General features: G+C 40.9%; 19 protein-coding genes. All 19 read right to left on the reverse strand.

Annotated elements, in window-relative coordinates; genetic code table 11:
• Window positions 1-76: 76 nt before the first annotated feature.
• The 19 genes from MHH23_RS12660 to yfmF all read right to left on the reverse strand — a co-directional run bounded on the left by MHH23_RS12660 (window position 77) and on the right by yfmF (window position 23,459).
• A complete protein-coding gene (locus MHH23_RS12660; RefSeq protein ID WP_008344661.1) occupies window positions 77-511 on the reverse strand; it encodes a RicAFT regulatory complex protein RicA family protein in 435 nt (144 codons plus the stop codon).
• Window position 512: 1 nt separating this feature from the next.
• Complete coding sequence (gene miaB / locus MHH23_RS12665; protein ID WP_113747385.1) at window positions 513-2,039, reverse strand: tRNA (N6-isopentenyl adenosine(37)-C2)-methylthiotransferase MiaB; 1,527 nt, start codon at window positions 2,037-2,039, stop codon at window positions 513-515.
• 158 nt (window positions 2,040-2,197) lie between these two features.
• The gene (locus tag MHH23_RS12670; RefSeq protein ID WP_007499472.1) at window positions 2,198-3,379 is read right to left on the reverse strand and encodes a glycine C-acetyltransferase; all 1,182 of its coding nucleotides are present in this window, start codon (window positions 3,377-3,379) and stop codon (window positions 2,198-2,200) included.
• Complete coding sequence (tdh, locus tag MHH23_RS12675; RefSeq protein WP_268431937.1) at window positions 3,376-4,440, reverse strand: L-threonine 3-dehydrogenase; 1,065 nt, start codon at window positions 4,438-4,440, stop codon at window positions 3,376-3,378. The genes MHH23_RS12670 and tdh overlap by 4 nt, the downstream gene beginning before the upstream one ends.
• A 176-nt stretch (window positions 4,441-4,616) precedes the next feature.
• Window positions 4,617-7,661 carry an efflux RND transporter permease subunit gene (locus MHH23_RS12680; protein ID WP_268431938.1) on the reverse strand — a complete coding sequence of 1,015 codons (3,045 nt, stop codon included), beginning with the start codon at window positions 7,659-7,661 and terminating at the stop codon, window positions 4,617-4,619.
• 203 nt (window positions 7,662-7,864) lie between these two features.
• Complete coding sequence (gene spoVS / locus MHH23_RS12685) at window positions 7,865-8,125, reverse strand: stage V sporulation protein SpoVS (RefSeq protein WP_003211281.1); 261 nt, start codon at window positions 8,123-8,125, stop codon at window positions 7,865-7,867.
• 202 nt (window positions 8,126-8,327) lie between these two features.
• Entirely contained in the window at window positions 8,328-9,122 is a 795-nt protein-coding gene (locus tag MHH23_RS12690) for a TIGR00282 family metallophosphoesterase (RefSeq protein ID WP_019744184.1), read from the reverse strand.
• 89 nt (window positions 9,123-9,211) lie between these two features.
• On the reverse strand, window positions 9,212-10,774 hold the full coding sequence (rny, locus tag MHH23_RS12695; RefSeq protein ID WP_003211958.1) for a ribonuclease Y: 1,563 nt from the start codon (window positions 10,772-10,774) through the stop codon (window positions 9,212-9,214).
• Between the two features lie 300 nt (window positions 10,775-11,074).
• On the reverse strand, window positions 11,075-12,118 hold the full coding sequence (recA, locus tag MHH23_RS12700; RefSeq protein ID WP_007499478.1) for a recombinase RecA: 1,044 nt from the start codon (window positions 12,116-12,118) through the stop codon (window positions 11,075-11,077).
• Window positions 12,119-12,296: 178 nt separating this feature from the next.
• On the reverse strand, window positions 12,297-13,547 hold the full coding sequence (locus MHH23_RS12705; RefSeq protein WP_268374123.1) for a competence/damage-inducible protein A: 1,251 nt from the start codon (window positions 13,545-13,547) through the stop codon (window positions 12,297-12,299).
• 16 nt (window positions 13,548-13,563) lie between these two features.
• The gene (pgsA, locus tag MHH23_RS12710; RefSeq protein WP_008344688.1) at window positions 13,564-14,145 is read right to left on the reverse strand and encodes a CDP-diacylglycerol--glycerol-3-phosphate 3-phosphatidyltransferase; all 582 of its coding nucleotides are present in this window, start codon (window positions 14,143-14,145) and stop codon (window positions 13,564-13,566) included.
• Window positions 14,146-14,218: 73 nt separating this feature from the next.
• A complete protein-coding gene (locus MHH23_RS12715) occupies window positions 14,219-15,130 on the reverse strand; it encodes a helix-turn-helix domain-containing protein (RefSeq protein WP_268431939.1) in 912 nt (303 codons plus the stop codon).
• Window positions 15,131-15,153: 23 nt separating this feature from the next.
• Entirely contained in the window at window positions 15,154-15,945 is a 792-nt protein-coding gene (locus tag MHH23_RS12720; RefSeq protein ID WP_039166619.1) for a DUF3388 domain-containing protein, read from the reverse strand.
• 131 nt (window positions 15,946-16,076) lie between these two features.
• Window positions 16,077-16,334, reverse strand: a complete 258-nt coding sequence (locus MHH23_RS12725; RefSeq protein WP_003211590.1) for a DUF3243 domain-containing protein — start codon at window positions 16,332-16,334, stop codon at window positions 16,077-16,079.
• 72 nt (window positions 16,335-16,406) lie between these two features.
• Window positions 16,407-17,135: an elongation factor P 5-aminopentanone reductase gene (gene ymfI, locus MHH23_RS12730; protein ID WP_340959605.1), complete on the reverse strand. Its 729-nt coding sequence runs from the start codon at window positions 17,133-17,135 to the stop codon at window positions 16,407-16,409.
• 29 nt (window positions 17,136-17,164) lie between these two features.
• Window positions 17,165-20,284, reverse strand: coding sequence for an MMPL family transporter (locus tag MHH23_RS12735; protein ID WP_340959606.1), 3,120 nt, complete (start codon window positions 20,282-20,284; stop codon window positions 17,165-17,167).
• Complete coding sequence (locus MHH23_RS12740; protein ID WP_024720380.1) at window positions 20,262-20,738, reverse strand: MarR family winged helix-turn-helix transcriptional regulator; 477 nt, start codon at window positions 20,736-20,738, stop codon at window positions 20,262-20,264. The genes MHH23_RS12735 and MHH23_RS12740 overlap by 23 nt, the downstream gene beginning before the upstream one ends.
• A 151-nt stretch (window positions 20,739-20,889) precedes the next feature.
• Window positions 20,890-22,182: an EF-P 5-aminopentanol modification-associated protein YfmH gene (gene yfmH, locus MHH23_RS12745; RefSeq protein WP_340959607.1), complete on the reverse strand. Its 1,293-nt coding sequence runs from the start codon at window positions 22,180-22,182 to the stop codon at window positions 20,890-20,892.
• A complete protein-coding gene (yfmF, locus tag MHH23_RS12750) occupies window positions 22,179-23,459 on the reverse strand; it encodes an EF-P 5-aminopentanol modification-associated protein YfmF (protein ID WP_047945903.1) in 1,281 nt (426 codons plus the stop codon). Before yfmF ends, yfmH begins: the two co-directional genes overlap by 4 nt.
• Between the last annotated feature and the right edge of the window lie 67 nt (window positions 23,460-23,526).

Below are 23,526 nucleotides of genomic sequence, written 5' to 3' on the forward strand. Positions count from 1 at the left end.
TGTTGTTGATGCAGTAGCAAAATACAAATTACATATATTCTATATAATATAAAAACCCCGCATCTGCGGGGTTTTCTCATTTAATGGAGCAACTTGGGGATGAGTTTTTCACTTTTGAACCGGTTTCTCCTAATAAGAGGTCACCGCCGGTTGAAAGAATGATTTCATCCGTTACTTGATTAGAAATTGTGTGCGCTACAAGCTGAAGCAGGGAATTAACCTCTGTTTGTGATTCTTTGAATTCTTGAATCACTGGGATCTCATCCAGTTCTTCTTGCAGGGCATCAATTTTTTCTTCCACTTGTTTTAAGGCTTCATGTTTGCCATAATGCTTTAAATTCACAGCTTGCTTTTGAAGTGCCTTAATTTGATTAATGATCGCTGCAATTTTTGTGTTTTCATTGATTTGCGCTTCTGCTTTTTTGAAGAAATCAACTTCTTCTGTTTCAGAAATCATTTTCGCGAGCTCTCTTGCGCGCTCGACAATCTCTTTCTTTGAATAAAGCGTCATTTTAATTCACCTCGATAGCTTCTCCAACCATTTCTCCGTCAAGAGACCAAGTTTTGGCTTGTGTGATTTTCACTTTGACGATGTTGCCAACCGCTTCTTTTGGTGCTTTAAAATTCACAAGCTTGCTTTTACTTGTATATCCGGCTAGGATCTCAGGGTTGTTTTTACTTTCACCCTCTACTAATACTTCGACAGTCTGCCCTTCATATTCCTTCATTTTTTTCGCAGAAATTTCATTTACGAGTGCATTCAGGCGCTGCAGACGTTCTTTTTTTACACGCATTGGCACGTTGTCTTTCATATTGGCTGCTGGTGTTCCTTCTCTTGGAGAGTAAATGAACGTATAAGCCGCATCAAACTCAACCTCACGATAGAGGGAAAGCGTCTCTTCAAACTGCTCATCTGTTTCATTTGGGAACCCAACGATAATGTCCGTTGTTAATGAAGCATTTGGCATTGCCTCTTTGATTTTGCGCACTAGGTCAAGGTAACGTTCACGATCGTATTTTCTTGCCATGAGTTTCAGCACAGAAGAACTTCCTGATTGAACCGGCAAATGAATATGGTCGAGAAGGTTACCGCCTTTGGCAAGCACTTCAATTAAGTGATCATCAAAGTCACGCGGGTGGCTTGTTGTAAAACGGATACGTGGAATATCGATTTTACGCAGCTCATCCATTAGGTGACCAAGACCATATTCCATGTCTTCAAAATCTTTTCCATACGCATTCACGTTTTGACCAAGAAGGGTAATTTCTTTATATCCTTCTGCTGCTAAGCGTCTGACCTCTTGAATAATTTCATCCGGACGGCGGCTTCTTTCCTTACCGCGCGTGTAAGGGACGATACAGTATGTACAGAATTTATCACAACCGTACATAATATTCACCCAGCCCTTAATTTTTCCTTGGCGGGCTCTCGGAAGATTTTCAATCACATCGCCTTCTTTAGACCAAACCTCAATGACCATTTCTTTTGAAAGGTAGCATTCAGATAATAGCTCTGGCAGGCGGTGAATGTTGTGGGTACCGAAAATCAAGTCAACAAATGGGTGTTTCTTTAAAATACGGTTAACGACAGATTCTTCTTGCGACATGCATCCGCAGACGCCTAAGATTAAATCTGGCTTTTCACGCTTTAGTGCTTTTAAATGACCAAGCTCTCCAAACACTTTGTTTTCTGCATTCTCACGAATGGCACAAGTGTTTAATAAGATGACATTCGCATCTTCAGTCGAATTTGTTGGTTCATAACCAAGCGCCATAAAAATACCAGCCATCACTTCTGTGTCATGCTCATTCATTTGACAGCCATATGTGCGAATATAAAACTTGCGGCCGTTCCCTAACCCTTGAAACCGCTCGTCAATTTGAAATTGATTGTATTCGACTTCTTCTTTACCCCGTTTTTTTGCATCTTTTAAGGAAGGCGGAATGTACACAGCTTCAAAATATTGGCTGTAGTCCTTCTCGGATTTTTTGTCCGATGAACTTACTTGTCCGCTCGCTTTTCTCTGCTCTTCATTCATGAATTTGTACTCCTTTCAAACCAAGCTCCACCCTACAGTATAGACTATTTTGTCGTGAATTGAAAATAAATTCATATGTGTTTTTTCTATGAAAAATGTCTATTCATCTGGACAGTCATCAATACTCTTGATCAAAAGAAAAGAGAGCCTCAGCTCTCTCAATCAAGTATATTCAGTTTTTTTGCTTCTTCTTCGATGATTGTCAGTGCACGGTCAAGCTCTTCTTTTGTGTGCTCTGCTGTGATGATGGCTCTAATTCTCGCTTTTCCTTTCGCTACAGTTGGGAAAGCAATGCCTTGAGCGAAAACGCCGCGCTCGATTAATGCTTTTGAAAAACGGAAAGTGAGTGCCTCGTCTCCAATCATCATCGGAATAATAGGCGTTTCTGTTGGTGCCACCTCAAATCCAAGACCGATGACTTTTTCTTTAAAATAGGCCGCGTTCTCCCAAAGTGTTTCAATGCGCTCCGGTTCGTCTAACAGCACTTCAATGGCTTCTTCACAGGCTCTTGTGACAGCCGGCGGATGTGAGGTGCTGAATAAAAACGGTCTTGCTTTATGCTTTAAATAGTCGATTAAAACGGCAGAACCAGCGACGTAACCGCCTAGCACACCAACTGCCTTACTAAGTGTGCCAACCTGAATATGCACTCTGCCGTCAAGTTGAAAATGATTCACTGTTCCGCGCCCATTTTCACCAAGTACTCCAGACGCATGGGCATCGTCTACCATCACAAAGGCATCATATGCTTCTGCAAGTCTTACAATCTCAGGAAGCGGTGCAATATCTCCATCCATTGAGAACACACCATCTGTCACGATAAGACGGACGCGGTAATTCATCGATTTCTTTAAAATTTTCTCAAGCTCTTCCATATTAGAATGAGCATATACTTTTTTATCTGCCTTTGTTAAGCGAATCCCATCGATGATTGAGGCATGGTTCAGCTCATCTGAAATGACAATATCATCTTTTGTGAGAATACTGGATAAGACTCCTTGGTTGGTCGTAAAGCCTGATTGGAATACAAGGGCTGCCTCTGTCTTTTTAAAAGCAGCGAGCTTTTTTTCAAGCCGTTCATGCATTGTCATCGTTCCAGCAATGGTTCGTACAGATCCTGTTCCAGCACCGAATTCATCAATCGCCTCTTTTGCCGCTTTCATCAGCCTTGGATGTGAGGTGAGACCTAAGTAGTTATTTGAAGAGAGTTGTATGACGGATTGTTCATTTAATGTCACCGTGGAAGATTGTTTGGAATCGATTTCTTTCAGTGTTTGATGGGTGCCTTGCTGCTTCATTGTGTCCAATTCATCTTGTAAATACGTAAATTCTTTCATCATTTCGTCCCCCTTTGATATGATGGCATGATCAGTACGACCTTCCCGCACGTACCATTTCTCATGAGTTCAAATCCCTTTTCAAAATCTTCAAATGGCAGCGTATGGGTGACAACCGGCTGTACATCAATGGTATTCGTTCTTAAAAGTTCAGATACTTGACGCCACGTCTCAAACATTTTTCTCCCCGTGATCCCTTGCACGGTTAATCCCCTAAAAACAATTTGATTCGTAATGTCAATGGTTACCGGCCGCTCTGGCAAACTTAGTATATTCACTTTCCCTCCATTTGCACAAGCTTCGAGTGCTTGATTAATCGCAACGGGATGTCCTGACATCTCACACATCACGTCTGCCCCTTCCATCCGCGTGAGCTGCTTAATCATGGCAACAGGATCATCTTTTCCGATATCCACGATATGATCTGCACCCATTTTACGGGCAAGATCCAGTCTGTATTCATTTTTATCAACAGCGAACACTTGGATAGCCCCGGAGGCTTTTGCAACCGCAATCGCCATTAAACCAATGGGACCGCAGCCAAAAATCGCCACTGACTTTCCTGAAACAGGTGTATGCAAAACTGTATGAACAGCATTTCCAAGCGGTTCTTGAATAGATGCAAGTTCCACTGGCATTTGATCTGGATTATGCCACACATTTTGTTCTGGTACTTTGACATATTCAGCAAAACAGCCATCAATGTCTACCCCTAAAATTTTCGTTTCGCTGCACAAATGCTGCTGACCCGTTAAACACATATAACACTGATTACAGACAATATGCGTCTCAGCCGATACAAAATCCCCTACTTTTGCTCGTGAGACTTGGTTCCCCGTTTTGACAACTTCCCCTGTGAATTCATGACCAAAAATGTACGGTGCTTTGACTCTCCCCTTCGCCCAATCATCCCAATTATAAATATGCACATCCGTTCCGCATATCGATGTAGCCTTTACTTGGATGAGCACTTCATGATCACTTATTTCTGGAATCGGCATTTCCATCATCGTCGCTCCGTAAGCGCTTTCTTTTTTAACAATCGCTTTCATCGTTCCACACATGACGTACAACCCCTTTGTTAAAAAACTTCTCCCAATCCGATCTTATCATGTCTTATTTTAGACGTAAATACCGATGTCTTTCAGGAGAAGACAAATGAACACTCCACATATTTTTTTAGATATTTTTCTAAAAAAAAAGCAAATCTCCTTTTATTCGGAGATTTGCTTTTAAGTTGTCAGCGTTTTTTTGAAACGGCTACATATAAAGCCGGCACAATCAGTAGTGTCAGAATCGTTGAGAAAAAGACACCTGATACGATGCAGATCGCTAGCGGCTTAAAGAGTGGGTCATTACTTAAAGCAACGGGCATAAGAGCGACAAGTGCTGTAAATGCTGTCAGCAAAATAGGTCTAATCCTTGCCCTCCCCGCTTCAATCACAGCTGCCTGTTGATCGAGACCTTGCTTGCGCCTCTGTTCAATAAATTCAAACAAAACGACCGCATTTCGGACAACAATACCTGCCAATGAAACAATCCCCATTGTGGCCATAAAGCTAAACGGCGTTTGAGTGACAAATAGTCCAATAATGGCTCCGGATATCGCTAAGTAAACCGTTCCAAGAACTAAAAGCGGCAGCATGAGTGAATTGAACTGGAAAGCGATGGTCACATAAATGAGCAGCAGGACTACCCCAAATAAGAGACTAATTTCAATAAAGAATTGGGTTTGATCTTCATTTTCTCCGCCCTGAGAAATGGTCAAATTCTTCGCTGCATCGCTTTCCCCAACTTCATTTACAACTTCTGTCATATCGTCTTTAAACGTATCTGATGTACCAGGATATGCCTTTAACGTAATCGTCGGCATCCCATTTTCATGCGGAATGCTTTCAAATTGCTCTGTTTCTTTTTCTTTTACGTATCGGCTAAGCGGCTCAAGTTGAGGCATGCCACCCTCATTTGCACTCACAGGCACCTTGATGTCTTTTAGCTTCAGTCCGTTTTGATGTGTGCTCATGTCTTGTTTCACTACGAGGTCGATGTCATCTGTTCCTTGTTTAAAGGTGCCTAATGGAATTCCTTCTGTGACTAGGCCAAGCTGTCTGCTGACAAACTGAGCAGTGAGCCCATCCTCTGCCATTCGGTCACGATTCAATTCAAATGAGATGGTTTTCACCGGTTGATTGACATCGTCTGTGATCAGGCTCGCTCCACTTTCTTTCATTTCTTTTGTGAGCTTCTCTTTCACATCCACGAGCTTTGAAAATTGTTCTCCTGCAATGGTTACGGTCACAGGCGCACCAGTTGGCGGACCTTGAACAATGGTTTTCATAAAGATATCAGCATCTTTAAATTTCTTTCGCAATGGCTCTGTCATACGATCGATCAATGCTTTACTTGTCATCTGCTCATTATCTACTCTGACAACAACCTGACCCGTATGATCACTTGCGTTTGAGATACTTTCATTAAACAAGTTCGGCACACCGCCGCCTGCAAAAATGGCCGTCTCTTCAATGCCTTTTTGCTGTTTGATCTCTTGTTCTATTTTCTCTAATGTGTCATTCGTTTTATCTAAGGTTGTTTCACTTGGCAGTGTCACAGTGACAACAACCTCTTTCTTATTCGCCGCAGGGAAAAACTCAAATGGTGTGGCGAAAATAAGCAAAAAGGCAAGTGTGGCAACAAGCAAACCACTTAATCCAATGAGAAGTGGTCGCTTCACGATGTTTGTCAGTACTCGATCTGCATAAAAATCGGCTAACCTTTTTAATGGTTTGCCTAAAAAGCCCGGTTCTTTTTGAATCTTCTTGTTCTTTCTTTTTCGGTTTGCTGTATATTGATACACTGGCACAAGTGTCAATGAAATGACCATTGACGCAAGTACAGTTGTGACTAGAACAGACGGTAACGCTCGAATAAATGAACCGTTCGCACCAGAAAGGAAAACAAGCGGCAAGAAAGCAAAGACAACAGCTAGCGTTGACGTCAAAATGGATCCAGCCACTTCTTTTACGCCTGCAATTGTTCCTTTAAGCGGACTTTCGTATTTTTTCATCTGCCTTAAAATATTATCGTTGACGACAATGGCGTCATCTACAAGTATCCCTAGCGCAATGATAAAGCCAATAATTGAAATTTGATTAAGGTCCACTTGTAAAAACGGCAGCGGGATGGTTCCGATCGTTATGGATAGCGGAATCGCAAGTGAAACGATAAACGCACCACCAATAGTTAGACCAAGTGTGGTGACGACAATGACGGCGATGACGGCCACGATCGCTTCTTTGATTAAATCATTAAAAATGGCATCTACTTCACTTTTTTGTGAATAGTAGTCTATCCAATCCACACCATTTGGCAGCTCTTTCTCTTTTCCAATGACCGCACTGACTTTGTCATACATTTTAGGAATATCCAGTCCTGGCTTAATATTGACTGTAAATGAATAGGCTGGTTTCCCGTTATATGAAACGATATCACTTTTCTCTTTTTCTACTTCTTTTAAACGACCAAGCTCACCGATTGTAACAGGCTCTCGGCTCGTTTTTGAGAAAATCTCAATCTTTTTCATTTGATCTAAACGATCATAGGCATCAATGGACAGCTTGACCTTTTCTCCATCTGCCTGGACGTCACCTAGAGGAGATGTGTCAAATTCTTGATTGATGGCATTTGTGACATCAGTCACGTTTAACCCGTTATCCTCCAGTTTACTTGAATCCAAGTTCAATATGGCTTGTTTGTCATTGAACCCTTTGATGACGACACCATCAACACCTTTGATGTCCTCCACTTTTTCTTTTAACGCACGCAGCGATTCCTGACTTTTTGCTAAATCAGATGAGTTACTTGCTACAAGCATATAAGAACCAACTGGCACATTGCCAAACTCATCCTTTACATCTGGCTCCATCACACCATCTGGAAAAGAAGAGGCGACATTTGTGGTTTCACTCTTGATTTGACTTGCCACCTTTTGAAAATCGGCTTGATCATCAATTTCAAGCACAATATTTGAGAAACCAATAGCAGAAACAGAGCTTGTCTTCTCTACACCATTGATATCAGAAATGGCCGACTCGAGCTTATTGGTGACATCACTTTCTACCTGTTTTGCATCAGCACCAGGGAAAACAGTCGAAATGGTTACAATATTTGCTTGAAACTCTGGCAGTTCTCGTTTAGGAAGCTGTGTAAACAAATAACCTCCAGCAATGAGAACGATAAAAAATAAAATAAAAACAAGCTTTCCTCTTTTTAAAAAAGCTTCAATCATTATTTCACCTACTTAAATATTTATTTTTGATGAAGTATTTTCAACTTAATCTTAATTTATCATCATGGTGAAAAAATGCAAGCTCTAATATGTCATTTTCTATCTATTTTGTGAAAGAAATATGTTATATGAGAAATGTATAGCGGTAAACAAAAACAACCTGCTTACATGATGTAAGCAGGTTGAAAATAATAAAATTAGAATTATCGTGGTTCAACAATCAGTTTGATTGCTGTTCTTTCTTCTCCATCGATAAGAATGTCAGTAAAGGCTGGAATGCATATCAAATCCACTCCGCTAGGCGCAACAAATCCCCTTGCAATGGCGACAGCCTTGACCGCCTGATTCAGTGCTCCAGCGCCGATAGCCTGTATTTCCGCTGCACCGCGTTCACGTAAAACGCCGGCTAATGCTCCTGCTACTGAATTTGGATTTGACTTTGCTGAAACTTTTAAAATTTCCATTTTTGCTCCCCCTTAAATTTACAATGGATAAGTGAGTGTTCATTAGAACAATCTTTGTTAGATGTTGCTATTTTTTTGAAAATCCATCCCCAAAATGTTTTTCAAAAATAGCAGGCTACCTACCATTTTTACTATATTCACGATAGAGGGCGCATATTCCTTCTTTCTGATTAATATTTTTCTGAAATAAATATGTGAATATTTATTCAAAGAAAATATGGTCATCATTTATCAAAATTCGATCAATTTTGACAGCTTTTTTCGACGGTTCGTCAATTTCTACGATCACTGCACTTAATGTCGTGCGGCCTTCTGCAATTTCAAAACGGACAGGGAGGCTCGTTTTAAATCGTTTAATAATCGTTTCCCGATCAACACCTAAAATACCGTCATAAGGACCAGTCATGCCAACATCCGAAATATAAGCAGTTCCTTTTGGCAAGACGCGGTTATCTGCTGTTTGAACATGTGTATGCGTTCCAACGACACACGATGCACGGCCATCAGTATACCAACCCATTGCTTGCTTTTCACTTGTGGCTTCACCATGAAAATCAATAAAAATAAACGGTGTACGTTTTGAAGCTTCTGCTATGAGCTCATCTACTTTTTGAAATGGGCAGTCAATCGGAGGTAAAAATGTGCGGCCTTGCAAGTTGATGACAGCTAGTTCTTTACCTTGTTTTTTAATAAAAGTGAGCCCTTTCCCTGGTGTACCTTGCGGGAAGTTTGCCGGACGAACAATATGGGGTGCATCATCGATGAAATCGAAAATGTCTCTTTTATCCCATGTATGGTTCCCCATCGTGAGCACATCAGCCCCAGCTTGAAGCAGCTCGTGATAGATTTTTTCAGTAAGACCTTTCCCATGAGCCGCATTTTCTCCATTGACAATCGTAAAGTGTGGCTGGTATTTTTTCTTTAGCTTTGGCAAGTATTCTTTCAGTGTATCTCTGCCAGGTGAACCAACGATATCTCCAACAAATAATATTTTCATACGTTTTGAACCCTTTCTCTTATAAAATGATCTTCTTATCAGTGTTGCATATTTACACAAAAAAATAAAGCGGCGCTAAGCGCACCGCTCTATTTTGCATACTCTACTGCGCGAGTTTCTCGAATAACTGTCACTTTAATGTGACCAGGGTAATCGAGCTCGTCCTCAATCCGCTTACGAATATCCCTTGCTAGACGGTGAGCTTCAAGATCATTAATTGAATCTGGCTTCACCATAATACGCACTTCACGTCCAGCTTGTATCGCAAACGATTTTTCAACACCTTCATAAGATTCAGAGATGTCTTCTAATTTCTCAAGTCTCCGAATGTAATTTTCAAGCGTCTCACTTCTTGCACCAGGGCGTGCTGCAGATAATGCATCGGCTGCCGCAACAAGAACAGCGATAATAGATGTCGGTTCTTGGTCACCATGGTGAGATGCAATACTGTTGATGACAACAGGATGCTCTTTATATTTCGTCGCAAGCTCAACGCCAATTTCCACGTGGCTTCCTTCTACTTCATGATCAATGGCTTTTCCAATGTCATGCAGAAGACCTGCTCGTTTTGCAAGCTTTGCATCTTCTCCAAGCTCTGAAGCCATGAGACCTGCAAGATGTGCAACCTCAATTGAATGCTTCAGGACATTTTGTCCATAACTTGTACGGAATTTTAAGCGACCGAGAATTTTGATGAGATCCGGATGCAAACCGTGAACTCCGACTTCAAATGTCGTTTGCTCACCCATCTCGCGGATATAATCATCGACTTCACGGCGTGATTTTTCCACCATTTCTTCAATTCGTGCAGGATGAATACGTCCATCCTGGACTAGCTTGTCCAGAGCTATCCTCGCTGTTTCACGTCTTATCGGATCAAAGCCCGATAAGATAACAGCTTCAGGTGTATCATCAATGATCAGGTCAATACCTGTTAACGTTTCTAACGTACGGATATTTCGTCCCTCACGTCCGATAATACGACCTTTCATCTCATCATTTGGAAGATTGACTACAGATACTGTTGTTTCAGCTACATGATCAGCTGCACAACGCTGTAACGCAAGTGAAAGAATGTTTTTCGCTTTTTTATCAGCCTCTTCTTTCGCCCGGTTTTCAGATTCTTTCGTCATGACTGCAATGTCGTGGGAAAGCTCATTTTCAACTTGATCCAGAATGATTTGTTTCGCTTCATCTCGAGTTAGACTAGAAATACGCTCCAACTCAGCTTTCTGCAAACGAATCATATCATCCACTTTGCTTTCCATCTCTTCAATATGTTGTTGTCGTTCATTCAGAGAATGATCTCTCTTCTCCAACAGGGACTCCCGTTTATCTAAAGATTCATCCTTGCGATCAAGGTTTTCCTCTTTTTGAAGTAAACGGTTTTCTTGTCTTTGAAGCTCATTACGTCTTTCACGAACTTCTTGCTCCGCCTCTACACGAAACGAATGAATTTCATCTTTCGCTTCTAAGAGCGCTTCTTTCTTCAATGCTTCCGCATCACGCTTTGCATCCTCAACAATTTGTTCGGCCATGTTTCTTGCGCCGGATATTTTTGCTTCTGCAATGGTTTTACGAACAAAGTAGCCAACAACTAAACAGATTAGGCTCAGCAAAATGGAGATGATCGTAAACATCGTAGGCGACATATTTTCACCTCCTCTTGCTATGAACTTGGTTTTACAAATAAAGTGTCGGCATGTACATTGTTTTGTGTCTCAACATACAGGGCCTTCACAGGGAATGAGATCCTCACTGCCCTTGTCAAGTTTAAATTAGTTATCAATCATGTTAAGAAAAACAAGTGATACATTCCCATTGTAATTGTGTCGGAAATACTTGTCAAGCTAGTCAGACTAAGGCGTAAGTCGTTATTTCAAGCAAAGACAGAACTTTTGACCCGCTAGCTGTTATGTAATTGTAAAAAAAAGACGCTTTTCAGCGTCTTTTTAGTCATTCAATTCCAATTCTTCTTGTCCTTCTTCGTCAGTTGATTTCACTCCGTTTGTATCCAAACCGTAGTGTTCCCTGATCTGCTCCTGAATCATAAGAAGAATGTCTTTATTCTCTTTTAGGAATTGCTTCGCATTTTCACGTCCTTGTCCAAGACGTTCCTCTTGATAAGAATACCAAGCCCCGCTCTTTTGTACGATATCTAGTTCGCTTCCAAGGTCGATGATTTCTCCCTCTTTCGAGATACCTTCACCGTACATAATGTCTACTTCGGCAATACGGAATGGCGGTGCCACTTTGTTTTTCACAACTTTAATTCTCGTTTTGTTCCCCATGATGTCGTTCCCTTGTTTCAACTGTTCAGCACGGCGTACTTCTAAACGAACAGATGAATAGAACTTAAGTGCACGTCCACCAGGCGTTGTTTCAGGATTACCAAACATAACCCCTACTTTTTCACGAATTTGGTTAATAAAGATCGCAATTGTTTTTGATTTGTTGATAGCACCAGATAGTTTACGAAGTGCTTGAGACATCAAACGTGCTTGAAGACCAACGTGTGAATCTCCCATGTCTCCTTCGATCTCTGCTTTTGGTACAAGAGCAGCTACTGAGTCAATGACAACAATATCAACTGCACCACTACGAACAAGTGCTTCTGCAATTTCAAGTGCTTGTTCTCCTGTATCCGGCTGAGAAAGCAATAACTCATCAATATTGACACCTAATTTTTGAGCGTAAACTGGATCTAGCGCATGCTCCGCATCGATAAATGCAGCTTGTCCTCCCTGCTGCTGAACCTCAGCAATCGCATGAAGTGCTACTGTCGTTTTACCAGAACTCTCTGGACCATATACTTCAATAATACGGCCGCGAGGGTATCCACCTATTCCAAGCGCAGTATCAAGTGCTAACGAACCACTAGGTACTGTTGAAATACGTGTATCTGTTTGCTCTCCTAGTTTCATAATAGAGCCTTTACCAAACTGTTTTTCTATTTGTTTAAGAGCCATATCTAAGGCTGCTTGACGATCACTCATTCTATTGTTTCCTCCTTTATCAATTCCACTATCTATACTATACCTTGTTTTACGTCATTTGCCAAGAAAAAAACGAACACATATTCGATTTTTTCTTGGCAGATTATTTAAGAAAAGAGCTGTTTCTATTAGAAAAAACGCTCTTTTATAAAGGAGTAAACCTCATAAAAAAACAAAATTAACTATCTTTTAATAATTTGAGAAGGTGGTGCAAACCATATTTCACAGCACGCTTGCGAATGCCTGATCGACTGCCAGTAAACATCCATTCAAACACGTCTGTCTGGTCTTTTGTCGATAGCCCGATAAATACTTTTCCAACCGACTGTCCTTCGTGTGGTTCAGGACCTGCCACACCTGTAAAGCTAATACCGATATCGCTTCCCGTCAGTTTTCTAACGCCTTCTGCGAGCTCTAACGCACACTCTTTGCTGACAGCACCATGAGAAGACAATGTTTCTTTACGGCAGCCCAGCACTTGCTGCTTGACTTGATTTGTGTAACAAACCACACTGCCGTTTAAAATGGATGATGCCCCTTCGAGATCTGTCAGCCACTCTGAAAACATACCACCAGTCAGGCTTTCAGCCGCTGCTACTGTTTTCCCGTGTTCATGCAAGGCCTTTGAAGCTTCAAAGGCAAGAGATGTATCACCATATCCGTAGAAGTACTCGCCGACCCGTTCTAAAATTTGTGCTTCGGTTTCTTTTAACAGACGCTCTGTTTCTTTTTCATCCTCATGCTTGGCTGTCAGCCTTAGCGTCACTTCCCCGTCAGCTGCAAGCGGTGCAATCGTTGGATTGGTCTGTGCATCAATTAAATCTTCAAGATCTGTTTCCAGCTGAGATTCACCGATGCCAAAGAAACGCAAGACAACAGACACGATTTTTTCCTTTAGGCCGAGTTTTTCAGAAATAAGCGGCTTCGCTTCGTTTTCAAACATCGGGTGCAATTCACTTGGCGGTCCAGGGAGCAGAATGTAAAACGTATCTCCCTCTTGTATAAACATACCAGGTGCCATTCCGAAATGGTTTACGAGCACATCAGATCCCTCTAGAACGAGCGCCTGTTTACGGTTGTTCGGCGACATATCACGTCCGGTTTTACGGAAGTATTCTTGAATAGACTCAAATGCTTCTTCATTTAGCACAAGCTCTTTACCGAGCGTACTCGCAATGGTTTCTTTTGTTAAATCGTCTTTCGTTGGTCCAAGACCACCTGAGAAGATAATAAAATTCGATCTTTCCTGTGCCACTTGAATGGCCCTTTTTAAACGCTCTGGATTGTCACCAACTGCTGTGTGGTAATAAACATTCACACCAATTTCAGCTAGTTGTTTGCTGATGAATTGTGCATTCGTATTCGTAATTTGCCCTAGCAAAAGTTCGGAACCGACTGCAATAATTTCTGCTTTTCTCTCTGACTTCAAAGCGTACACGTCCTTTTTAGTTAGAATTCTTTAAGGCTTCCCAGTTTTTCGCAAAGTAATCCCATCCTGAGACAACAGTGAAGAACACCGCTACCCACATGGCAAGATCACCAAAAGGGAATGATACAAGTTCAAACGGCAGGTTATGCAAAAGAAGTGCCGAAATCGCAATGATTTGCGCCCACGTCTTCACTTTTCCAAGCATATTGGCTGCGACCACTTCACCGCCTCCAGCTAAGACAAGCCTTAGGCCTGTTACAGCAAATTCACGGCTAATGATTACAATTGCCATCCATGCCGGTGTGAGATTGTATTGAACAAGTATAATTAAAGCCGCTGAAACAAGCAATTTATCTGCAAGCGGATCTAAAAATTTACCAAAGTTTGTGACTAAATTGAGCTTACGTGCATAGTAACCATCAATCCAGTCGGTTGTCGAAGCGACAATAAACAAGATCGCTCCAACAAGGTGAGTGACTTCGATGCTGACGTCACCAAAGCGCGCGACACCCCAATCTAATGGAGCAAGCATAATCAACATAAACACAGGAATCAAGGCGATCCTAGAAAGAGTAATTTTATTCGGTAAGTTAAACATGAATTCCAATCCTCCAATAAAGCATTTTTTTATGTATATAATAGTAGGAACAAAAGAAAAGTCATCTACTTGCTTAAGATGACTTTTCCTTTCCTTTATTCACAATCACAATGTTTTGTGTCATGGTGTTTTTAGGGTCTAATTCGTACTTCAGCGTTTCGTCATTGACTTTGATATCGATTCCCGATGCATTTCCTAAGCGGATATCGACTTGGGAAAGATCAGATAAGTCTGTTTTAAACGATTCGCCATCTTTCAATTCACCCATCTTCAGCACTTTTCCAGATTCGTCTCTCACACGAAGCCATGAAGCTTGTGAGGCAGAAATGGTTAGCTCCATCTTTTCTGCACCTGATACTTCATACGTTGTCGTAGAACCCTCTGTATTCGTCGCCTTCAAAGAAACATCTTCATCGTCTTTAGATGAATCCTTTGAGGAATCGTCTTTTTCAGATGATTTTTCTTGATCATCTGACGAAGCTTTTTCCTTTTTCTTTTGATCCTTTGCAAGCGATGAATCCTCAGACACTTCGTATTTTGATTCTGATTGCTGAGGAGCCGCCTGATTATTTTTTTGTCCGCTATCATGATTAACCGCTTGAACGATCACATAAATGATAGCGATCACCACAAGGATCCCTCCAATGATTAAAATCGTCGGAAGCAGCTCCAGTACCTTTGAGGCAGGCTTTGGCAGCTCTCTTTGCGGTTTAATATTTGATAATTTATCAGACACTTCATCGTTATACGTGCTTGGTACATCTTTACGAAACTCTTCGAACAATTGTTCAGGATTCAGTCCAACGGCTTCGGCATATTGTTTAATAAACGCTCTGACGTAAAATTTACCTGGAATGATATCATAATTTCCTTGTTCTATTGCTAGCAAATAGCGCTTTTGGATTTTGGTAGCCGCCATCAGATCCTCCAGCGACATCCCTTTTTCCTCTCTGGCCTCAACGAGCCGTTTTCCCAATTCAGTCAAAACAAACACCTACCATTACCATATTAAAAATCGAAGCCAGAAAAACCAGAATGATCAAACACTTGTGGTTCTTCAGCGTGCTCGTATGTAATTTCTTCGTCTGCACTATTACGCAATTCAATGATGTAGTCGAAATCATCCATTGTATATTCTGAATTTTGAATAAAGATATCTGGATGCTCTACAACCTTTGTAGCAGGCAGTCTCATAATTTCTCTTAAAAGCTGCAAGTGCTTCTCAGAACCTCTTCTTGTCGACACAATCCCATCAATAATAAAGACGTTATCCGGGCTGTATTCATCTGCAATCAGCTGACTGCGAATGGTCTGTTTCAAAAGAGTCGACGATACAAAAAGCCATCTCTTACTTGCACATACACTTGAAGCAACAATTGATTCTGTTTTTCCAACCCGCGGCATTCCGCGAATTCCAATCAATTTATGTCCTTCTTTTTTAAATAATTCAGCCATAAAATCAACAAGTAGACCAAGCTCGTCCCTTTCAAAACGGAACGTCTTTTTGTCATCCGCATCACGCTGAATGTATCTTCCATGACGAACAGCTAAACGGTCACGAAGTTTTGGCTGTCTTAGTTTCGTTACTTTTATCGTTTCCATTGTATTTAAAATTGATTCAAGCCGCTTAATTTGTTCTGTGTGGTCACAGCGAAGAAGCATGCCGCGTCTTGATACATCAACACCATTAATTGTCACAATATTAATTGAAAGCATCCCCATTAAAGAAGAAATGTCTCCTAAAAGTCCGGGACGGTTCACCTGTATCTCATATTCAAAATACCATTCGAGCTTTGCCAAATGATATTACCCCCTTCATTGTGGCAAATTTTTACCTTCCTTTATCATAAAGCATTTTCACATTTTTAGAAAGCACAATGTTGTGAAACAGTTAAAATAAAAAGAGAGGCACAAACGACCCCTCTTTTTGTTTAGTGCGAGCTATTATTTTCAACCAGTTTGACCATCATATTGGCAATTGCGCGCTGCTCATCTTCTGATGCGACGCTCCAAAGGTCAGCAAGTACTCTTTCTTGCTCATTCTTTGCTTCAACTTCATTAGCCAGGTATCCGCCAATTTCATACGCAAGGTTATTGATAGTATCATCTTTTAAGCCTTTATCCTGCGCATGATTTAAACGGTCTCCTAAAAAGTTTTTCCAATGGTCCCAGTTCTCAAGTACTGACATGTCGATTCCTCCATTCGAAAAGATGAATTACAGCCATAGCTTTTGTCATGGAGTGACGAATTATACACGTTTTTAACAGTACCAGCCGCCATTAACGGATAAAATTTGACCAGTCATATAACTTGACTGCTTTGAGGCGAGAAACCAAATGACATCGGCTATCTCTTCAGGTGCGGCAAGACGGCCGAGCGGAATCTCCTCTTCCATCATCGCAAGGTCTTCTTGTGTGAAGCTTTTCATCATATCAGTTTGAACAGCACCTGGTGAGACTGCATTTGCTCTAATTCCACTTGGGGCAAGCTCTTTGGCAAGCCCTTTAATGAAAGCATTTTGAGCACCCTTGACCATACTATACAGTACTTCACACGAGGCACCCGTTTCCCCCCATATCGAGCTAACTGCAATAATATGACCTGACTTTTTTTGGATCATGGCAGGCAAAATAGATTGGGTAAGCTCATATGGACTTGTCACATGAAGCTGCACCATGCTGGCTAGAACTTCTTTTTCAGTATCTGTCACTAAACCAACATGACTCTTTCCGCTATTTAAAACAAGAATATCTGGAGCAAGCGGCAGGCGGCTGACAAGTTCTAATGCTCCGCCTATTTTCGCTAAATCAGCTTGGACGACGTGCGTTTCTACTTGATATGTTTCTTTGAGATCACCGGAAAGACGACTAGCCGCTTGTTCATTTTGATGATAATGGAGCATCAGATGGCAGCCTTCTTGGGCAAGCTTTTTGGCTGTCGCCTGCCCAATTCCGCCACTGGCACCAGTAATCAGTGCCCAACGACTCATACTTTGTTCCTACTTTCTTTATGGAATCCTTATTCTTTTCGTTTAAATGGGAACCAATTTGCTGATCCGAACAATTTGACCATCACAGGTACGAACAATGGTAGCACAACGAGTGCATACAATAAAAGCCCTGTGAGAACAAGTGTTGCAATCTGTAAGAGTGACAATACACCTGATGGCAGCATCGCTGCAAATGTTCCTGCCAAAATGACGGCAGCAGACATAATAACAGATCCCATATTTTTCATTGATTCAGTCATGGCAAACTGAATATCTTTCGTTTTGTATTCATTGAACCGTTCCATTAAGAAAATCGAATAATCGACTCCTAGTGCCATTAAGATGACAAAGCCAAAGAATGGAACAGCCCAGTTGATACCCGGATATCCGAAGAAATGGGTGAAAATAAATTCTGTTACACCAATGGCGGTAAAGTACGTTAAGATCAGCGATCCAACTAAGTAAAGCGGCATCACGAGAGAACGGAAGAGAATCACTAGTATTAAGAAAATACCGATCATCATGTAAAAAACCGTCTTATTGAAGTCTTGGTCTGACAGCTGTTTTAAATCAGCGTTCATACTTGATACACCAGATACGCCAAATGAAACATCTTTTAGGTTTGTTTCAGGAAGTGCACGTTTGACCGAAGCTTCTACTTGTTTAATTGTTTTCATGGCGTCGTTTCCATATGGATTGTCTTCTAAGATGACGTCAATCTTTGTCATCTTGCGGTCATCCGACATATAGGAATCGAACACTTGCTTGAAAGCTTTATTTTTTAGGACATCTTTTGGAATAAACCAACCGGCCATGTCTTGATCTGGTGCGTTTTTCAGTTCATCTAAGTAGTCTCCTGCACCCATTAAGCCGTTTGAAATTTTCTCAAGACCGTCGACACTTTTGTTTAGACCATCCGTCAGCTTGGTCAGATCGTCACCAAAGCCGCCAATTTTTTCTTTCATTTGTTTTTGACCATTAATGATGTCGCCGGCTCCATTTGCAAGTTTAGGCATACTATCAGCTAACTGTCCTTGGCCTTTAGACGTTTGATCTAGCCCGTTTTCAATGGCTTCTAAGCCAGCAATCAGCTCATCAATTTGATTTGTAAACACTTTTTGCTGCTCTGAAGCTTTTGCGATAAAAGCATCTGCTGCTTCAAGCTGTTTTTTTGCTTCTTTTGCTTGTTTTGCATAGCTGTCAGCCTGTTTGGCTCCTTCTTGCAAGGTAGTAGAAAGTTCCTTATATGAAGCCTTGATGGCTTGATATGATTGATTTTCTTTCACTTGCGGAATTTGCTGCTCAAGTGTACTGAACTGTTTATTTGCTTGACTGATCAAAGCTTTCACATCCGCTGCGGCAGAGGATGAAGTATCGACTTGTGCCAATGCGGCTTTTAATTCTTTGGAAATGCTTTTATAAAGTGCCACTTGCTGATTCACTTGTGCGACTTGATCTGTTAATTCCTTTTTCGCACCCTTTATTCTTTCTTTAATTTCAGAAACACCTTTTTTATTTTGATCAATTCCGTTTTGCAGTTCTCTCATCGATTTTTCGACGTTTTGAATACCTGATTTTACGGATTCGGTTCCAGAAATCAATTTGTTAATGCCTTTTCCAGATGATTTAATTTGTGGTGTTTGATCCTCGATGGATTTACTCATGGTTGTAAGAGCATCTTGGATCTTTTTCAACCCTTCGTTACTTTTATCAAGCCCGCTATTTAGCTCTTTGGCTTGAGATTTCACGTACAGATCATTCAGTCCTTTTCCAACAGGGCGTGTCGCACTTCTTACTTTACTCACGCCATCTGTTTGTTCAATGGCGCGGCTTAGTTTTTCAACAGCAATCAGGCCTTCGTTATTGTCTAAAAGATCAGATGATTTCACGACAACGGTTGCCGGAAGGGCTTCACCTGGTCCAAATTTGTCAGAGATCGTATTAAATGCATTGACGGATTCGTATTTATTGCCGATTTCGTCTAGGTTGTTATATGAAAGTGTTCCTTTATACATAAGAATCGCTGGAAGGGTAATAATTGCAACGATTAGCAAGCTGAGAAGTGGTTTCTTAAATGAAAAACGACCGGCTGTTTCCCACATTTTCGATTGCGGGTGGGCAATATCGCCTTTGATCGGCCAAAATAACACTTTTCCTAAAACCGCCATAAAGAATGGAACGACAGTGAGCAGTGCCACAATTAACACGGCGACACCAACCGCCACGGCGACAGCTGATTTATACAGTTGGAATTGGGCTAAACCGATACACGTAAAACCAATGAGGACAGCAATTCCGCTGAATAAAACGGTTTTACCTGCCGTCTTATATGTTGTAATAATCGCCTCAATCTTATCTTTTCCGTGAGATAGTTCTTCTTTAAACCGGCTTAGCAACAGGATGCAGTAGTCGGTTCCAATCCCAAACATGATGGCGACCATAAAAATTTGGGTAAAGGTCGAGAGCGGAAAATCAACATACTTTACTAGGTAAGCCACAATGGATTGGCTGACCAAATAGGAAAGCGCCACGGCCACTAAAGGAACGAACGGTGCCACTGCGGATCTAAAGACAAGCACAAGAACAATTAAAATAAACCCAATTGTAATGAATTCCGTTTTTTTCAGACCTTCTTGTGAGCTTGTGATGACATCATCGTCGATTAGCGGCTGCCCTGTCATTTCAAATTTCAGGTTCAGGCTCTTAAGCTTTTCATTGACTCTTTCTTTAAAATCGGATGCTTTGATTTTGTTCGAGTCGTATGTAACTGGAACAAGAAGTGTTGTTTGATCTTTAGAGAGTATCTGTCGTTTGATATCTTTGTTTGCATCAAAATAAGAAGTGATGTCTTCAACATGGAGATCTTGATCCTTTTCTAAAATCTCCATCGCTTTCTTTAAAGAGGCTTCTCTTTCTTTGACGATATCCTTTCCTTGAAAGACAATGACGATCGATTTTTCCGTATCCCCATTTTCAGACATGTTCTTTAATAATTGATCGGCGTAGGAAGAGGGATAACCATCTGGAACAGAAATCTGCCCTTTTTCTTTTGTTAATTGCGCCATATTAGGGGCGGTGATTAATAATACAGCCGCTAGTACGACCCAAAGGATCGTGATCAGCCATCTACCCTTTATGATTGCTCTCATTACTATGTTGTGCCTCCTCTTCGATGATAATTTGATAAATCTTTTCATATGTTTGAATAAATGATTCGATTTCTTTTTCATCAAATTTTTCTAAATATGACCGAACAAGATCCTGAAGCTGCTTTTCCATTCGGCTGACCACTTCTTTTCCTTCGGGTGTCACATAAAGATGAACGTTTCTTCGATCAGCTTGATCATGCTCTCGATAAATATAATCTTTATTAAAAAGACGATTGGTCATGGATGTCACAGCACTTTTATTGACATTACATTCGATGGCAAGGTCTGTTGATGTACATCCTGGGTGTAAATTGATGTATCGAAGCGAGTAATATTGATCAAGTGTCAGTTCTTTATCGAGCTTTTCCGTGATCATACTCGATACTTTTTTCTCCATCATGAGATAGACGTCCGCATATCTCTGGATGAGCTGGGCAATTTTATTTTGTACCATATGCTGCTCCTTTAGTTTGATTGTTTAACTATTAAATAGTTTAACTAATTACCGAAACAATTGTCAATCAATATCTTCGCATATAAAGCGCTTTCTTTAGCTGGACACAAAAAAGACAAACTCTTATACGTTGAGTTTGTCTTTTTTTCATTTATTTTGCTTTCGGTACGACTTTAAAAACTGACATTCTTTCTTCATCAATTTCTTCGTCTAAGATTTGCTGAATATCTGTTAATTGGATTTGCTCCAGTACTGGCACGACATCAAATAAGCTCATTTCTAAGAATGCGTATCGAGTGAATTGATTGGCGATGTACTCCGGGGAGTTCATTGCTTTTAAAAAGCTGCCAATTTTTTTCTTGCGAGCAAGTTCAATCTTTTCTTCTGTGATCAGGCTTTTTGCTTGAAGAAGCGTTTCTTTTAATTCATCTGCGAGTTGATCAGGGTCATTTGTGTCTCCGCCAACTGATGTGAAGCCAAAGCCGCCTTCTTCCGTATAATCGTAACTGAAGGTCTCATCAATCAAGCCTTTTTCATACATCTGTTCATATTGTAAGGAGCTTTTACCAAACAGCGTCTCTAAAATGAGATTCATTCCGAGCTCATGTTTTAACAGTTCATTGCCTTTTTTATGAGGATTCTTTGTTTTTAATCCAAACATACATTTTGAGCCTTGTACGTTCATTGGAAGTTCGTATTCTTTTCGGTACACACCTTCAGGCTCATTGATGTCTTTTCGTTTGATCTCTGGCTGGTCTGTAAATGGCTTTTTCGCCTGATTCGCTCGAACTTGATCTAATATTTGCTTCGGATCAACGGGACCGACAACAAATAGAAGCATATTGCTTGGGTGATAGAACGTTTCATAGCATTCATACAAATGATCTTTTGTAATCGGAGCGATGCTTTCTACTGTTCCAGCTATATCAATTCTCACAGGATGCTCTTGATATAGATTTTCAATCAAACCGAAGAATAAACGCCAGTCGGGATTGTCATCATACATGTTAATCTCTTGACCAATGATGCCCTTTTCTTTTTCGACTGTTTTTTCAGTAAAATAAGGTTCTTGCACAAAATCAATGAGTGTCTCAAGGTTTTGTTCGACATTTGAGGTGCTTGAAAATAAGTAAGCCGTTCTCGTAAACGTCGTAAATGCGTTTGCGGCTGCCCCCTGTTTACTAAATGTATGAAACACATCACCATCTTCTTTTTCAAACAGCTTATGCTCTAAGAAATGGGCAATTCCATCAGGCACTCGGATCATGTCTTCTTTGCCAAGCGGCACAAATTCATTGTCAACAGAGCCATATTTTGTTGTAAAGGTTGCATATGTTTTGTTAAACCCTTGCTTCGGGAGCACATAGACGTCAAGTCCGCTCTCCATTTTTTCATGATACACCGTCTCTTGCAGCTGATCGAATTGAATTGTTTTCACTGTCATGAAGCACCCTCCGTTCCTTTAAGAAAATAGGTCGTATCCCATTCGATTTTTTGACCCACTTTGATGATGTCCTCTTTTGTCACTCTGTCTAACGCTTCTAAAAAGGAATCGAGGCTCTCCCCTGTTGGCACGACGGCATGCTGATATAAGTATTCCGCTGTTCCATAAGACGTATCAATGGTTTCGAGTAGCTGATTTTTGACGACAGCCTTTGTCTGTTCAATTGCTTCATCAGAAAAATCGCCTTTTTGCATGGCATCAAATTGTTCTTTGATGATGTCTACTGCCTGCTGATAGTTGCCGACTTCAATTCCTGACATGACCATCATCAAACCTTTAAAGCTCTCAAGTCTAGAGACAGCATAGTACGCAAGACTTGCTTTTTCCCGCACATTGATAAATAGCTTTGAATGAGAGAAGCCGCCGAATATGCCATTAAACAAATGCAGCGCCGGATAATCTTCATCTGCTATCGTTGTATGTGTGCGAAAGCCAATGTTCAGCTTTCCTTGTTTTACGTCCTCTTTATCAATGACTTCTTTTGGCTCTATTTGTGATCTTGATGATTCGGTATTTTGTTTGACTGGCTCTCTTTCACTTGTTTTAAAGTATTGCGAGACCATTCGATTGATATCTTGTTCATCAACGTCTCCCACAACATAGAGATCCAGCTGGTTGGACTTAAGTGCATGTTCGTATGCTTTAAAGAGCGCTTCTGCCGTAATCGCTTCGACGTCTTCCATTTCACCATTGACGTGCAGTGCATATGGCTCACCTTTACACATTTCCTGTACAAGTCTTAAGTTTGAATAGCGCATTTTGTCATCATAAACGGCTTGAATGCGCTGTTTCAATGTTCGCTTTTCTTGCTCAACGTACAATTCATGAAATACTCCGTTTTCCACGTACGGGTGGAATAATAGTTCAGAAAGTAAGGCAATCCCTTTTTCTAGTAAAGGGGTTTGATCCTTTAAATATTTTTCATTCGCCATTTCTAGACGGAAGGTAATGATGTGATTTTCACCTTTTTTCGCCATGTCTGCGGAAACGGTCGCCCCATAGAGCTCGTCGAAATATGCACGAAGCTCTCCCGTTTTCGGCATTTTTTCTGTTCCTCTTAAAAGCACATGCGGGAAAAGGGAACGCATGGTGACGTCATCTTTGGATAAAGGCGCAAGCATTTTAAAAAGGATCGTCACGGTTTTAAATTTTTCTGTTTTGACAATATGAGTATGAAGACCAGGTGTATCAAATGTCTTCTCTTGTAAGTACGTCATGAGAAACCTCCTTTGTTCATCCTATTTATTATGTATTAGAACATAGCTGATATATACGTGAAACAGC

The sequence above is a fragment of the Bacillus sp. FSL K6-3458 genome, assembly GCF_038005045.1.
GTDB classification, from domain to species: Bacteria; Bacillota; Bacilli; order Bacillales; family Bacillaceae; genus Bacillus; species Bacillus altitudinis.

What these genes read in the sequence shown, in the direction of transcription:
- MHH23_RS12660 (WP_008344661.1), bottom strand. Translation starts at nt 511, where the DNA reads ATGACGCTTTATTCAAAGAAAGAGATTGTCGAGCGCGCAAGAGAGCTC.
- miaB (WP_113747385.1), bottom strand. Translation starts at nt 2,039, where the DNA reads ATGAATGAAGAGCAGAGAAAAGCGAGCGGACAAGTAAGTTCATCGGAC.
- MHH23_RS12670 (WP_007499472.1), bottom strand. Translation starts at nt 3,379, where the DNA reads ATGATGAAAGAATTTACGTATTTACAAGATGAATTGGACACAATGAAG.
- tdh (WP_268431937.1), bottom strand. Translation starts at nt 4,440, where the DNA reads ATGTGTGGAACGATGAAAGCGATTGTTAAAAAAGAAAGCGCTTACGGA.
- MHH23_RS12680 (WP_268431938.1), bottom strand. Translation starts at nt 7,661, where the DNA reads ATGATTGAAGCTTTTTTAAAAAGAGGAAAGCTTGTTTTTATTTTATTT.
- spoVS (WP_003211281.1), bottom strand. Translation starts at nt 8,125, where the DNA reads ATGGAAATTTTAAAAGTTTCAGCAAAGTCAAATCCAAATTCAGTAGCA.
- MHH23_RS12690 (WP_019744184.1), bottom strand. Translation starts at nt 9,122, where the DNA reads ATGAAAATATTATTTGTTGGAGATATCGTTGGTTCACCTGGCAGAGAT.
- rny (WP_003211958.1), bottom strand. Translation starts at nt 10,774, where the DNA reads ATGTCGCCTACGATGTTTACGATCATCTCCATTTTGCTGAGCCTAATC.
- recA (WP_007499478.1), bottom strand. Translation starts at nt 12,118, where the DNA reads ATGAGTGATCGTCAAGCAGCCTTAGATATGGCTCTTAAACAAATAGAA.
- pgsA (WP_008344688.1), bottom strand. Translation starts at nt 14,145, where the DNA reads ATGTTTAACTTACCGAATAAAATTACTCTTTCTAGGATCGCCTTGATT.
- MHH23_RS12725 (WP_003211590.1), bottom strand. Translation starts at nt 16,334, where the DNA reads ATGTCAGTACTTGAGAACTGGGACCATTGGAAAAACTTTTTAGGAGAC.
- ymfI (WP_340959605.1), bottom strand. Translation starts at nt 17,135, where the DNA reads ATGAGTCGTTGGGCACTGATTACTGGTGCCAGTGGCGGAATTGGGCAG.
- MHH23_RS12735 (WP_340959606.1), bottom strand. Translation starts at nt 20,284, where the DNA reads ATGAGAGCAATCATAAAGGGTAGATGGCTGATCACGATCCTTTGGGTC.
- MHH23_RS12740 (WP_024720380.1), bottom strand. Translation starts at nt 20,738, where the DNA reads ATGGTACAAAATAAAATTGCCCAGCTCATCCAGAGATATGCGGACGTC.
- yfmH (WP_340959607.1), bottom strand. Translation starts at nt 22,182, where the DNA reads ATGACAGTGAAAACAATTCAATTCGATCAGCTGCAAGAGACGGTGTAT.
- yfmF (WP_047945903.1), bottom strand. Translation starts at nt 23,459, where the DNA reads ATGACGTACTTACAAGAGAAGACATTTGATACACCTGGTCTTCATACT.